The organism is Alteromonas sp. ABV4_515, assembly GCF_056160345.1.
Map to the genome: position 1 here is coordinate 391,296 of NZ_JBSWWZ010000003.1, position 12,873 is coordinate 404,168.

The 12,873-nt window shown below is 49.4% G+C and carries 18 protein-coding genes and 1 tRNA gene; 5 read left to right on the plus strand and 14 right to left on the minus strand.

Annotated features, from left to right (window positions below; translation table 11 throughout):
• Window positions 1-12: 12 nt before the first annotated feature.
• The 5 genes from ACXAGX_RS09500 to ACXAGX_RS09520 all read right to left on the minus strand — a co-directional run bounded on the left by ACXAGX_RS09500 (window position 13) and on the right by ACXAGX_RS09520 (window position 3,424).
• The gene (locus ACXAGX_RS09500; RefSeq protein WP_070127079.1) at window positions 13-702 is read right to left on the minus strand and encodes a flagellar hook assembly protein FlgD; all 690 of its coding nucleotides are present in this window, start codon (window positions 700-702) and stop codon (window positions 13-15) included.
• A gap of 24 nt (window positions 703-726) precedes the next feature.
• Window positions 727-1,149 (minus strand): flagellar basal body rod protein FlgC, encoded by a 423-nt coding sequence (gene flgC, locus ACXAGX_RS09505; protein ID WP_070127081.1) that lies wholly within the window; start codon window positions 1,147-1,149, stop codon window positions 727-729.
• Window positions 1,149-1,556 carry a flagellar basal body rod protein FlgB gene (gene flgB, locus ACXAGX_RS09510; RefSeq protein ID WP_070127082.1) on the minus strand — a complete coding sequence of 136 codons (408 nt, stop codon included), beginning with the start codon at window positions 1,554-1,556 and terminating at the stop codon, window positions 1,149-1,151. Before flgB ends, flgC begins: the two co-directional genes overlap by 1 nt.
• A gap of 95 nt (window positions 1,557-1,651) precedes the next feature.
• The gene (locus ACXAGX_RS09515; protein WP_474817797.1) at window positions 1,652-2,485 is read right to left on the minus strand and encodes a CheR family methyltransferase; all 834 of its coding nucleotides are present in this window, start codon (window positions 2,483-2,485) and stop codon (window positions 1,652-1,654) included.
• Between the two features lie 18 nt (window positions 2,486-2,503).
• Entirely contained in the window at window positions 2,504-3,424 is a 921-nt protein-coding gene (locus ACXAGX_RS09520) for a chemotaxis protein CheV (RefSeq protein WP_474817796.1), read from the minus strand.
• A gap of 166 nt (window positions 3,425-3,590) precedes the next feature.
• Between ACXAGX_RS09520 and flgA the strand changes: the two genes are divergently transcribed.
• From flgA to flgN, 3 genes are all read left to right on the plus strand, one after another.
• A complete protein-coding gene (gene flgA / locus ACXAGX_RS09525) occupies window positions 3,591-4,325 on the plus strand; it encodes a flagellar basal body P-ring formation chaperone FlgA (protein WP_474837934.1) in 735 nt (244 codons plus the stop codon).
• 102 nt (window positions 4,326-4,427) lie between these two features.
• Window positions 4,428-4,763 (plus strand): flagellar biosynthesis anti-sigma factor FlgM, encoded by a 336-nt coding sequence (gene flgM, locus ACXAGX_RS09530; protein ID WP_070127087.1) that lies wholly within the window; start codon window positions 4,428-4,430, stop codon window positions 4,761-4,763.
• Between the two features lie 10 nt (window positions 4,764-4,773).
• A complete protein-coding gene (gene flgN / locus ACXAGX_RS09535; protein ID WP_474837936.1) occupies window positions 4,774-5,205 on the plus strand; it encodes a flagellar export chaperone FlgN in 432 nt (143 codons plus the stop codon).
• A gap of 106 nt (window positions 5,206-5,311) precedes the next feature.
• On the opposite strand, the gene ACXAGX_RS09540 is transcribed toward flgN, so the two are convergent.
• Window positions 5,312-5,788 carry an LPP20 family lipoprotein gene (locus ACXAGX_RS09540; protein WP_474837938.1) on the minus strand — a complete coding sequence of 159 codons (477 nt, stop codon included), beginning with the start codon at window positions 5,786-5,788 and terminating at the stop codon, window positions 5,312-5,314.
• Between the two features lie 226 nt (window positions 5,789-6,014).
• On the opposite strand from ACXAGX_RS09540, the gene ACXAGX_RS09545 reads away from it, so the two are divergent.
• Window positions 6,015-7,181: a flagellar assembly protein T N-terminal domain-containing protein gene (locus tag ACXAGX_RS09545; protein WP_474837940.1), complete on the plus strand. Its 1,167-nt coding sequence runs from the start codon at window positions 6,015-6,017 to the stop codon at window positions 7,179-7,181.
• Between the two features lie 118 nt (window positions 7,182-7,299).
• Window positions 7,300-7,374: transfer RNA gene (locus ACXAGX_RS09550), tRNA-Arg, on the plus strand.
• A 33-nt stretch (window positions 7,375-7,407) separates the two neighbouring features.
• On the opposite strand, the gene ACXAGX_RS09555 is transcribed toward ACXAGX_RS09550, so the two are convergent.
• The 8 genes from ACXAGX_RS09555 to dmpE form a co-directional block, all read right to left on the minus strand.
• Window positions 7,408-7,743 (minus strand): 2Fe-2S iron-sulfur cluster-binding protein, encoded by a 336-nt coding sequence (locus ACXAGX_RS09555; protein WP_474837942.1) that lies wholly within the window; start codon window positions 7,741-7,743, stop codon window positions 7,408-7,410.
• A 68-nt stretch (window positions 7,744-7,811) separates the two neighbouring features.
• Complete coding sequence (locus ACXAGX_RS09560) at window positions 7,812-8,228, minus strand: tautomerase family protein (protein WP_474837944.1); 417 nt, start codon at window positions 8,226-8,228, stop codon at window positions 7,812-7,814.
• A 44-nt stretch (window positions 8,229-8,272) separates the two neighbouring features.
• Entirely contained in the window at window positions 8,273-9,025 is a 753-nt protein-coding gene (locus ACXAGX_RS09565; RefSeq protein WP_474837946.1) for an SDR family oxidoreductase, read from the minus strand.
• 72 nt (window positions 9,026-9,097) lie between these two features.
• Window positions 9,098-10,135: a 4-hydroxy-2-oxovalerate aldolase gene (dmpG, locus tag ACXAGX_RS09570; RefSeq protein WP_474817788.1), complete on the minus strand. Its 1,038-nt coding sequence runs from the start codon at window positions 10,133-10,135 to the stop codon at window positions 9,098-9,100.
• The gene (locus tag ACXAGX_RS09575) at window positions 10,135-11,052 is read right to left on the minus strand and encodes an acetaldehyde dehydrogenase (acetylating) (protein ID WP_474837948.1); all 918 of its coding nucleotides are present in this window, start codon (window positions 11,050-11,052) and stop codon (window positions 10,135-10,137) included. Before ACXAGX_RS09575 ends, dmpG begins: the two co-directional genes overlap by 1 nt.
• Window positions 11,049-11,270, minus strand: coding sequence for a tautomerase family protein (locus ACXAGX_RS09580; protein WP_474837950.1), 222 nt, complete (start codon window positions 11,268-11,270; stop codon window positions 11,049-11,051). The genes ACXAGX_RS09575 and ACXAGX_RS09580 overlap by 4 nt, the downstream gene beginning before the upstream one ends.
• A gap of 13 nt (window positions 11,271-11,283) precedes the next feature.
• Window positions 11,284-12,078, minus strand: a complete 795-nt coding sequence (dmpH, locus tag ACXAGX_RS09585) for a 2-oxo-3-hexenedioate decarboxylase (protein WP_474837952.1) — start codon at window positions 12,076-12,078, stop codon at window positions 11,284-11,286.
• Window positions 12,075-12,872: a 2-oxopent-4-enoate hydratase gene (dmpE, locus tag ACXAGX_RS09590; RefSeq protein ID WP_474837954.1), complete on the minus strand. Its 798-nt coding sequence runs from the start codon at window positions 12,870-12,872 to the stop codon at window positions 12,075-12,077. Before dmpE ends, dmpH begins: the two co-directional genes overlap by 4 nt.
• Between the last annotated feature and the right edge of the window lies 1 nt (window position 12,873).

A 12,873-nucleotide genomic window follows, 5' to 3' on the forward strand; every position in this document is an offset into this window, starting at 1 on the left:
CTCTTTCTCCTACTAACTGCCTATTTGGATGACGTCGCCAAGACTTATGCTCACATCACCCGCCAAATTCAAAATAATGCCCTGACTGCTGCCAGTCATACTTACGCTGCCTACCTGGCGGTTTACTGCGATAGGCACCGAAGTGCCCTCGCCGTCCACGCTGCCATTGGCACTGATAACATACTCACCCGCCGGCATGGCATTGCCGCTATTGTCAGTACCATCCCAGGCAAACTGAATGTTGCCTGCAGCTTGCGTACCCACATTCATGGTTTTTACAATTTCACCGTACTGATTCTCAATGTTGATCTTGAGATCCTGTACCGTTTGCTCATTTACCAGCACACCGCTGAAACCAGCACCTTCTTCTGACATGTAACCTACATTTCCCTCAACCAGTACTTGTTGGCCGATAAGACTGGACGCCTGCAGGGCCTGGTTCGAAGTCATAGACGCGGCGAAAGACTCAAACTTCTCATTCAGTGATGAAATACCGTCAGCCATAGTAAATGACGTCATTTGCGCCACCATTTGATCGTTATCAACGGGCTTGGTTGGATCCTGGTTGGCAAGCTGTTCTGTCAGTAGCGAGAAGAAGTCTTCCTGAGAAAGTCGCTGTTCGCTACCGTCAGAAACAGCGACGCCTTCTTCTTGCCAGTAGAGGTCAGTGTTCAGCCCTGGGGTATTAGTAATCGTACTCACGATAAAATCCTCTGCTTAACCGACTTACTGGCCACTGCCTAATTGCAGTACCTGACGAAATAATCTTTTCGTTGTGTCTGCTACCTGCACGTTGGTTTCATAACCTTTTGAGGCAGACATCATATTTGCCATTTCTTCAACAATGTTGACATTAGGCTTGTAGATATAGCCGTTTTCGTCTGCCATAGGGTTGTGCGGTGCGTATTCTATTTGTAGAGGCGCATCACTCTCGACGATGCCTTTCACCTGAACACCAACCCCTTTGGTCTGATCTTCTGATGCACGAGCCAGCTCAGCGGCAAAAACCGGGTGTCGGGCTTTGTACGTTTCTTCGTAACTGCTACTCACACTGTTCGCGTTAGCAATATTACTGGCGGTGGTATTCAGGCGGACACTTTCTGCCTCCATGCCCGTACCCGAGATCGACATTACATTAAACAGGCTCATTAACTTTGCCCTCCACTCAAGGCTTTCTTCATACCCTTCAGCTTTCCTTCCAGAAATTTCAGGCTGGCCTGATATCTCATTCCATTGTCAAGAAAGGCATTTCGCTCAGACTGTACCTCAACGGTGTTGCCGTCACCGGTATCTGGCTGATTTGGAATTCGGTAGTCGATGTCGAAACTGCTTGTACTCAGCGAACCACCAATATGGTTATCGTGGGTGCGAGTAAGATTACCTTGCTGCTGAACATGGCGTGCGCTTTCCATTGCCTGTTTAAAATCAATATCACGAGCTTTGTAGCCAGGCGTGTTGGCGTTTGCCAGATTTCCGGCAATGACTTCCATTTTTTCTTCACGGATGTTGATTGCTTTTTGATGAAAGCCAACGAGATTATCGAGGTTGATGGCCATTCAAAGACTCCGGTTGCACGTATTTCGACATTCCCGAAATCAACTGCAAATGAAGTGCCAAGTATTTTTTGACGCTGAATGAGTATGAGGGCAGATTATTTCTTGCGTTGGTAATAAAGGCCTGGACGGCATTTAACCATAGTAAACAAGGAAGCCGCTTCACCAATGGATTCTGAAGCTCCGAGGAAAAGAACGCCTTCTGGTTGCAACTGGGCGGCAATTTGTTGCAGTATGCGTTGCTTGACGTCCGCCGGGAAGTAAATGAGCACATTGCGGCAGAATACAATATCGAATCGACCTAGGCCGGTATAGCTATGCAGTAAGTTGAGGCTTTTAAACGTCACCATATCCCTGACTTCACGATTCACCTGCATCATGCCTTCGTCATTAGGGGAGAAATAGCGCTGACGACGCTCAGAGGATAAGCCGCGGCCTAAAGACAATTCGTCGTAAACGCCTTTATTGCATTTATCCAGCATAGAAGACGATAGGTCAGTTGCGGTGATGTCGACGCCCCCACGCAATGTGCCAGGGTTCTGTCGTTGATACTCCAGAACAGACATGGCGATAGAGTACGGCTCTTGTCCTGATGAACAAGCCGCACTCCATACACGAAGACGTCGATTTTCTGATGCAAATTTGGGAAGAATAGTATTGATAAGTAACTCGTAAGGATAGCCATCTCGGAACCACAGGGTTTCGTTGGTGGTCATGGCATCAAGTACAGCTTGCAGTAGACTGCGGTTTGCACCGCGAATAACAGCAGCAATTAATTCGTCAATACTGTCAAAATTAAATTCGTACATTAACGAAGACAGCCGACTTCTTACCAGATATTGCTTGTTATCGCCCAGTGAAATGCCACACTGCTGCTGCAAAAACGCACCAAACTGACGATAACTATCGGCTGAAACTTCTTTGTTTTTCAAACTTCCCTGCCCTCGTACTTATTTTTTTAACCATTTGCCCACGGCTGTGGCCAATTCGTCAGGATGGAATTTCGCAATGAAATCGTCGGCGCCAACCTTTTGCACCATGGCCTGGTTAAATACGCCACTGAGTGATGTGTGCAAAACCACCTTGAGTTTTTGCAACTCAGGGGTGTTTTTAATTTCGGCCGTTAAGGTATAGCCATCCATTTCTGGCATTTCAATATCTGAAACCAACACGCCAACTTTGTCAGTGACATCTCCGGTTTCAGCGGCAATTTCTTTTAAACGATTGAGCGCTTCAAGACCGTTCTTAGCCAGCTCCATCTTCAGGCCCAGTGCAGTAAGTGACTTCTTAACCTGGCTGCGAGCAACAGAAGAGTCATCAGCAATAAAGATAATTTTATCTTCACTGCCGGTAGTATCGAGATTTTCAGCAATGGAGTCGCTAACATCGGCTTTAAGCGGAGAAATCTCATGCAGAATTTTTTCTACATCGAGTATTTCTACTAACTCTTTGTCCACCTCAGTCACCGCGGTGAGATAACTGGCACGGCCAGTTCCTTGCGGCGGCGGCATGATTGCGTCCCAGTTTGTATTAATGATGCGTTCCACCGCCCCCACCAGAAAGCCTTGAACGGAGCGGTTGTATTCAGCAATCACGATAAAGGCAGTATCGAGGTTTTCAATACGACGCCCACCGGTTGCCATACTGAGATCGATAACGGAAATGGTCTGGCCGCGAATATGCGCGACACCACGAACCAAGGAATTCAGCTTTGGAATTGCGGTAAGAGGCGGACATTGCAATACCTCTCGCACTTTGAATACGTTAATGCCAAAGCGCTGACGGCCATTGAGTCTGAACAACAGAAGTTCAAGCCTGTTCTGCCCCACTAACTGCGTGCGCTGGTTAACGGAATCAAGAATGCCTGACATACATCACCTCTAATTTAAAATTGGGCACGAACATTGCGTTTCACCTTATCACTCTTTGTTTAAAAGCAGAATCGCCAAAAAAGTGACGATAGTGACTTTTCGTACCATCCGATCCTGCTCTTAATCATAGTCAAAATAAAGTGAAGTGAACACGAAAAAAGTCATCATGCATAAATTGTTATCGAAAAAAATGGTCATTACTTTAAGTAAGTTTCGTCTTCTTGCTTTCGTTTTGCTGCTTAACATAGTCTCAAACCCTGTATTTGCGCAGTCGGGCAGCCAGTTGCGAGAAAAAATTGAACAGGGTGCAGAGCGTTATTTATTAAATGCTATCGGCAACGACTCAGAACAAGAAAATATATCGATAAATATGGTAGCCATTGATGATCGCATTCAAATTCCGGTATGCCATACGCCATTTAATTATCATGCAGAGCCTGCTTCTCTGCGCCAAAGTTACATTTCTGTGCGTGTGAGCTGCGGCAATAATGACTGGTATCTATTTACCAATGCCCGGGTCTCACGAACACGAACCGTCGTGGTAACCGCAGGGCTCATCAGCCCCGGCAGCTTGCTTACATCAGAAAATCTCCGGTTAGCCGAAGTCGATGTTAACCAGTTACGTCATACCAGTTATTCGTCGGCAGATGAACTACTCGGCGCCAGAATGAAAAGACGAGTGCGCAATGGACAACCTATTCAGGCAAATATGCTATGCTTTGTCTGTAAAGGTGATCGAATAACCATCAGTGCACAAGGTGGCGGCATGCAGGTAAAAACCGCCGGTATCGCTAGACAGGACGGGGTCATCGGCGATAATATTCAGGTTATAAATGCGTCTTCAAACAAAGCAATTATTGCCGAAGTGGTCAGCACGCAAACCGTCGTTGTAAACCTGTAATTCAGCCTTAGAAAATATTTTAAGAAATACGCCAAAAAGGTTAAAGAAGCGACAGGTTCAGCCGATAACGTGTATGAGGTGTTATTGGTAGTGGAAAAATTTATGGCAATTAATAATGTAAACAATGGGGCCCCTAAGGCACCCATCGACAATGCGAAGCTGAATAATCAGCAAGCACAGACCCAGTCTGCAGTGCAGCAAGAAGCTGCCGCGAAAACGGCGCAAACTGTTGCACCACGTCAGGATTCTGTTTCTTTGACTCAGTCAGCTCAGCAGTTGAGTCAGGTGCAGAAAAAAGGCACTGAGGCGCCAGTTAATCAGGAAAAGGTCGACAAGTTGAAGAAAGCCATTCAAAGTGGTGAGTATAAAATCGATGCTGATTCGCTTGCGCACAAAATCGCGCGATTAGAAGCGCAGGTGTTTGGCATCAAATCTTAGTAGGTAAATTATGTCGCAAAACTTGCTTTCAGGCTTACAACAACAGATTGCTAATTTAGAGCATCTGGCGTTGTTACTTGAGCAGGAGTTGCACCTTATCAGCAGCCGTGACGCTGAAGCTTTGATGAACTTGCTCAAGGAGAAAGAGCAGACCCTCGACACCATACAGCAGAGTGATATGAGCATTAGTAAGCAATATCAGTCGCTGGTTAATGAATCGTCGGTGCCAGACGACGTTTCAGAACTCATCGCTACAGCTAAAAAGCTGCTGGAAGAATGTAAGTACCGCACTTCAGTGAATCAGAAAGCCGTTGAGCAGGGTCAATTAAGACTCACGCATCTGCGCAATTTGATGTTGGAGGTACGCGCGAAAGAATCACTGACCTATGATAAAAGCGGAAAACCGAAAGGTTCAGGTTTGGGTCGTGGCGTAAGTGCCTAAGAACATACAAAAAACAAGACAATTATTTACAATAAAGCCCGTGTAAACGGGCTTTGTTATATCTAAAGGGGAATAAACCTCATCAGGCTTTATTTCCGAAATCAAACTAGTAGTAGGTTACGTCTTTTATCCGTTTAGGCTTCGCCGTGGTCAGATAGATGTCGTATACCATGCGCATATCTAACTCCAGCTCAGTCGCGTAGGTGTCTTCCCCTACCGGATAACTCTTCACTACCCGCGCGCCACGGATCACACCCTCGACAGACGCTTTTAATTGGGAATTCTGCATGATCATATTCGCGACAGACTGCTCACCATCGAGGCGTTGACCATAAACCTGCTCGGCTAGCTCGCGATAAGCATCAAGCTTTGACGCTTTCATGGCCATCAAAGAACGATCGTTGTCTGTCTGCCCCATTTGTTGAGCGATTGGCGCGTAGCCGATAGCCGATAATACCGGATAGCTTTCCGGTTCAACCACTTCCCACTCGACATGTTTATCAATTAGGCCAGAGCAACCGGTAAGCGACAATGCCAAGCCCGCGCCAAAAGCCGTTCCCCATTTTTTGATTAATGTCCGCATAATTCACCTAACGTTACTCTGGGTTTCTATTTTTGAGTGTCGATACTTTACGTTTCGAATGTTGGATAGGCACGCAATAACTGTGCCTTGTTAGTGAGCGTCAGATTTCAGACAGTATTTCAGGAACGTTTTTTGCTGAGTTTTGCTAAGAGATCATTATAACGCAGACAATTGGTTTGCAGTTAACTGTTCGCACCCATCAGGTGTTTGTAAAGGTAATGCCAATATGAATCAATCATTGTTCCGCTTTGTTAAAACTGTGGCACTGACGGGCACCTTGGCCGTGCTGTCGTGGCAAAGTTCTGCCGCTTGGTACGAGGCAAGAGGACAGGCATTGATTCAGCAAGGCAACCGCACCGCAGCTAAAGAAAAAGCCACCGAAGAGGCCATTCGACAGGCATTGATGTTTGCCGGCGCGTCGGTACAAAGCGTACAAATGCTGACTAACGGTTTATTGCAAGAAGATCGACTTCAAATCAATGCCAGCGGTGAGGTGAATAACTTAGAGCTGATTGATGAGAAATGGCATAGCGACTACGTTACGGTAACGATTCGAGCTGATATTTTTCCTAAGGCGGTAACCTGTAAAGCAGCCGGCTTTCAAAAAACGTTAGTCACCACCTGGTTTCCCATTGAACATCGGCAGCAAGCTGGAGACGGGCAAATCCATGCGCTGTCTGAACAAGCACCCCGCTCTCTTCAGCAGCAGTTTGTCGCCAACTCTGATAATACCTCACTGCAGCAAATCGTTCCTAATACGGTGCGCTGGCGTCGCTCTAGCGTTCTCGCTCAGGCACCATCGCTGGCACGACAAAGTCGGGCACAATATGTGTTGGCAGCCACGATCACAGATTTAAGCATTGTACGCCCCCAACATTCCTCGTTGGCATTTTGGCAGAGCGATGATGCACTGCGTCAGTTTTCACTGGACCTGGCATTGGTTGACGGTATGAATGGTGCCACGCTCATGCAAAAGAATTACAGCACCGAGGCTTTATGGGAGTTTGATCGCTTTGAGCAAATTGATGTCAGCAGCTCCCGATTCTGGCAGAGTGAATACGGCCAAGCCATTAACCGTCTTTTCAGTAACATCGTTGAAGACGTTGAGCACGAACTGACGTGTCAACCCGCCACAGGCCGTGTTCTGGCGGTTAACAGTGACCAACTTCAGGTATCGATTGGACGTGCTCATGGCATCCAACCGGGTGATGAGCTGACGCTTTATAAAACCAATGAAGTCATAGACCCCCAAGGCATGCACTTCTTGCAGTACAACCTTTATCCTACAAAAGTGAAAGTCGTCAGCGCCTCTGTAGACAGTGCCACCGTGGTGCCGGTAGACAATGGCATCATTGGCAATATCCAGCCCAATGACTTTGTGACTAAACGGTAAAGCAGACTAACCTGTGCCGGTCTCAGTAAATCTGCGAGTCAGCCTTGCTGGCTGACAGCACCATGAAATTTTACTATACTGGCGCGAACGCTTGATATTAAAGACAAAAGCAATTCTGGTCCCTGTAGTTAAATGGATATAACGAGACCCTCCTAAGGTTTAGTTGCAGGTTCGATTCCTGCCGGGGACGCCATGAGTATTTCTGACATCCGCAGAAGTATCGGGGTTACTTGTGCAGAACCGCCGCTTCCTTTTTGCGTTGCTCACAGACTTTCTTACGAATATTGCCGATAATCTCCACTACGATATTCGTTGTCGGAAGTGCCTTACAAGCCAGCAAATACCCTTCTGCCTGCTCTTCAGGCGTCACATGACAGGCGCTCATTTTTGTGGTCTTGCACAGGCCGGAAATCACTCTGACCTTACACACCCCGCAGCCACCGCCGCGACATCCCACAGGAATGCATTTCCCGGAACGTCGCATCATTCCAGCGAGCAGGTTTTCATCTGCTCGGCAGTTGAAGGTTTCATCGCTGTTAGTAACGTCGACGTTAAAAGGCATAGTCTTTCTCCCGCTGCCGGCAAAGCCGGCAGGTCTATTTCTGGATTGAGGTAGTGGTCAATCAATGCTTAGTGCGTACCTGCGCGACTGGCTATCTCACCTTGTCGGACGGCAGAAGCGGGCTTACCAGCTATGCTCCAGTTGTCCGGTTCAACCTCATTACACACACCGCGAATAATGCTGGCATCACAACCCAGCGTCAGCGATAACATTTCCGTAAAACCCGCAGAAACACGATGGCGCTGTTCAAGTGAGCGTCCTTTCAGGACGAAAAACTCAAAGAACGGTGCGGGTGGTGCGCCGGCATTCAGCGTTTTGCCACCCACACTGACACAGTAGTCAGGCAGAATATGCGTATAAACACGAATGCGTTCTACCGGACTATCCAGCACCTCTGCATAAATTGCCGTGGCTTTAGCGGCAACGGCCTCGACCTGTTCCCGTCCGGCCAGACGCTCTGGTAAATGAAAGTGAACGATTGGCATAAAACATCTCCTATGACGATATTCGTCACGTTAATAAGAGCAGCCTAGGGCAGCCCTTTACGACGGCCGGAATCCAGCATGATAGTAGAGCCTGTCATGGCGATGGCTCGGGGATCGAGCAGATTACACACCGCCCAGGCAACCTGATCGGCGGTGGTGAACTGACGTACCGATGAATCTGCTTTGAGTTCATCAAGCACGTCTTCCACATCAATACCCCGCTGTTCTGCCCGCGCCGATGCTACCCGACGAAGCCGCTCACTATCTGCAGGGCCCGGCGCTATGGTGTGAGCAGTAATACCCTTCTCGCCATATGCCAGCGACAGCTGACGCATCACGTTAACCAGAGCAGCATTGGCTACACCGGCTGATGCGGCATACTCCGTTGGCTCCAGTCCGTAGTGACCACCGATGGCCACCAGACGACTGCCAGCCTCGAGGTGGTCATGGACTGCGCGGGTTACCCGCAGCATGCCGCCTACTTTGATATTCACTGCATCCACCATTGTCTCGGTGGGTACTGTCATTATTCCACCGGCTACGCCGACACCCGGTCCGTGAACGACCATGTCTACCGTGCCGGATACGGCATTGCCGATAGCCGCAATCGCACTGTCGTTACTGATATCGGCCTGGCAGGTCTGAACGTGGTCATACTGACTGGCAAGGCTCGACAACGCATCTGCGTCCCGACCGACTGCAAGCACATTCAGCCCGGCATCACCAAGCTGACGCACAATTTCAACACCAAAAGTTCCCGTGGCACCCACGACAACAGCAAGTTTTTTATCGGACATATAAACCTCCTACATACTTCGTGGTAGCGCGACTTTCTGCAGAACTCCCCTTCTCCAGGTCGCGCTTCAGAACTAGCTCGCTTCTTTTAACAGGCCTTTTTCTTTGGCCAGCGTCATGGCGGTGTCCTGAATCATGTCTTCCTGTCCGCCGATCATTTTCTTACGGCCCAGTTCAACAAGAATATCCCGGGCGGTAATGCCATATTTCTCTGCGGCCTTTTTCGCATGTAGCAGGAACGTGGAGTACACGCCAGCGTACCCCAGAGTCAGGGAATCGCGGTCAACGCGAACCATGTGATCCATCATAGGAACAATGATGTCTTCCGCTACGTCCATCAGCTTAAACAGGTCGCAGCCGGTAGGAATACCCATACGTTCACACACAGCAGCCAGCACTTCCAGTGGCGTGTTACCGGCACCTGCACCAAGACCTGCAACCGACGCATCTATGCGGGTGGCACCAGCCTGAATAGCCGCAATGGAATTGGCGACGCCCATCCCCAGGTTATGATGGCCGTGGAAGCCAATCTCGGTTTCCGGTTTCAGTTCACCGCGGAGGCGGGAGATGATTTCAGTCACATCCGCAGGCAGCATATAGCCAGCAGAATCCGTGATATACACAGTCTGCGCACCGTAAGATTCCATTAGCTTTCCCTGTTCTGTCAGGCCCTGAGGCGTGTTCAGGTGAGACATCATCAGAAAGCCTGACGTGTCCATTCCCAACTCTCTGGCGCAGGCAATGTGTTGTGGTGAGGTATCGGCTTCCGTACAGTGAGTGGCAACGTGAATACTTCTTGCTCCGGCTTCATAGGCTGAGCGCAGCTCTTTCATAGTGCCGAGCCCTGGTATAAGCAGTACCGAGATGATGGTCTCTTTCACCGCTGCAGCTACAGCACTGATATATTCCTCATTGCTGGCCATAGCAAAACCATGTTGCAATGAATTACCGCCCAGACCTGCGCCATGGGTAACCTGAATGAGCGGTACACCGGCGTTATCCATAGCCGTGGCGACTTTCACCATCTGCTCAACACTGATCTGTTCTTTTTTTGCATGCATGCCGTCGCGCAGACACATGTCATGCAGCATTACTTTTCTCTGCTCACTCATTACGCAGCCTCCACAGGTTTCAGCAACAGGGTGCCGTTAAGTATTTCTTCGGCAAACATCTCTGCTGTGCGGGTAGCAGAGGCAGTCATGATGTCGAGGTTGCCGGCATATTTCGGCAGGTAGTCGCCAAGCCCTGCCACTTCCATAAACACAGCTACTTTATTGCCATCGAAAACCGGACCATTAACCAGGCGATAGCCTGGCACATACTTCTGTACCTGCTCAATCATGGTGAGAATAGAGTTGCGCACTTTGGCTTCGTCCGGCGCATCCTCCGTCAGGCAGTAGATGGTGTTACGCATGATGATAGGGGGCTCTGCGGGATTGATAATCGCCAGCGCTTTGCCTTTCTTCGCCCCACCCACTTTCTCGATAGCATTGGAAGTGGTAAAAGTAAATTCGTCCAGGTTCGCCCTGGTTCCCGCACCGATAGACTTAGAAGACAGGCTGGCGATAATTTCCGCGTACTCTACGGTCTGTACCTGAGATACCGCATTAACAATAGGAATAGTGGCCTGGCCAGCACAGGAAATCATATTAACGTTCATTTCCTGTTTAGCGGCATGCTCCTTAAGATTTACCGGCGGTACGCAAAGCGGCCCGATGGCAGCAGGCGTCAGGTCAATCATCATGACGCCCAGCTCGTTGAGTTTACGACTGTTTTCCGCATGGACATAAGCACTGGTAGCATCGAAAGCGATCTGAATTTCATCCGCCTCAACATGAGGTAACAGACCATCAACGCCATCTGCGGTTACTTTCAGGCCCATCTTCTTCGCTCTCGCCAGGCCTTCAGATTCCGGGTCGATACCTACCATCCATACCGGCTCCAGCACGTCACTGCGCATGACTTTATACATAAGGTCGGTACCGATATTTCCCGAACCTATCAGAGCACACTTGATTTTTTTCATCATAAGTTTCCTTCCAGTTTTAATTCTCGCTGGTGATTTCGCTCCGCCATTGTGAGACCCGATACGAAGAAGTCGCAGTCACCGTGTTCAGTAATAAGAATGCGAACAGACTCTTTCTTCACACCGAGAGATTCCACAATGGCGTCCGTTACTGCTCTGGCTGCACAGCGTTTTTGCTCATCGGTGCGACCTTTCATCAAATGCATTTCAATTATTGGCATGAGTCACTCCTGCTCAGGTGAAGCGTACGCTGACGCTGCCAAGTTCCTGATAGCGGGCGACCACAGAGTCACCGGGCTTAACAGCCACTGCCGCTGTAATGCCACCGCTCATCACAAAACTGCCGGCAGGCAACACTTCGCCCATATCCGCGAGAATATTGACCAGCATGGCCATCGCTTCTGCCGGATGGCCAAGTACCGCCGCAGAAGAGCCGGTTTCAACGATTTCACCGTTGATTTCCAGCACGACGCCAAGACGATCCAGTTCCACATCTTCGGCATAACGGGGGCGTCCACCGGCGACAAATTTCGCAGAGGACGAGTTGTCCGCCACTACGCTGGGCAAATCAAACTTGAAGTTTTCGTAGCGTGAATCGATTACCTCGATAGCAGGCAGAATGAAATCTGTTGCCGCCAGAACGTCTGATGCTGTGCAGCCGGGGCCAGACAACTCGGCCTTAGTCACAAAAGCCACTTCCAGCTCTACCCGGGGATGAACCAGTTCAGCGGTATCGACCACAGTATTTTCCGGTACGCTCATGGCGTCAGTAAGAAAACCGATAGTTGGCACCGATACGCCCATCTGCTGCATTTTGGCTTTAGAGGTAAGACCCGCCTTCCAGCCCACCAGCCGCTGACCCTGTTCAAGGAAGCGTTTTCGCAACGCGTTCTGCACAAAGTAACCATCCTCGACGGTCATCTCCGCAAATTCATTGGTCAGTTTAGGGATGGCGTAGGCACGGGTCTGCGCGCCTTCCACATGCTCGCAGAAGCGGGTGATCTGATCCTGAGTCAGTTGTGTTTTCATCGTGCTGTTCTCCCTTCAAATCGCACTGAGCATTCACCGATACCGCCCAGAGTACAGGTCAGTTCGTCGCCGTCAGACACCGGCACCAGCGCAGACTGGGAACCGGACAGAATGACCTCTCCGGCCTTAAACGGAATACCGAGTTCACCAAGAGTATTAGCGAGCCAGGCGACAGCATTGAAGGGCGAACCCTGCACAGCTGCGCCGACTCCGGTTGAGAACAGTTCACCGTTTTTATAAAGGGTCATGCCGGACATGGTGATATCCACCTTGCGCGGGTCGAGTTTCTGATCAGACAGCACATAAACCCCGCAGGAAGCATTGTCTGCCACTGTATCCTGAATCTTGATTTTCCAGTCTGTGATACGGGAATCGACGATTTCAAAACAGGGGCTGACATAGTCAGTAGCACGCATCACATCTACCGGCGTGATACCGGGGCCAATAAGATCTTCTTTCAGCACCAGTGCCAGTTCCGCCTCTGCTTTTGGCTGAATAAGTCCGTTGAGATCGATGACTTCGCCCTGGCGATACACCATCTTGCTGGTCAGGATGCCGAAATCCGGCTGAAACACGCCAAGCATTTTCTGAACCGCAGCACTGGTAACACCAATTTTCTTACCGGTTACCGTTTCTCCGCTGTTTAGCCGACGTTGAATAAAGCGCTCCTGAATGCGGTAGGCCTGCTCCAACGTGATATCCGGATATTGCTCGGTGAAAGGCGTCAGGGTATTTCTGGAAACGAAAGCTTCGTAAAGCTCATCGCCGAGTTTACTGATTAACTGATTATCCATG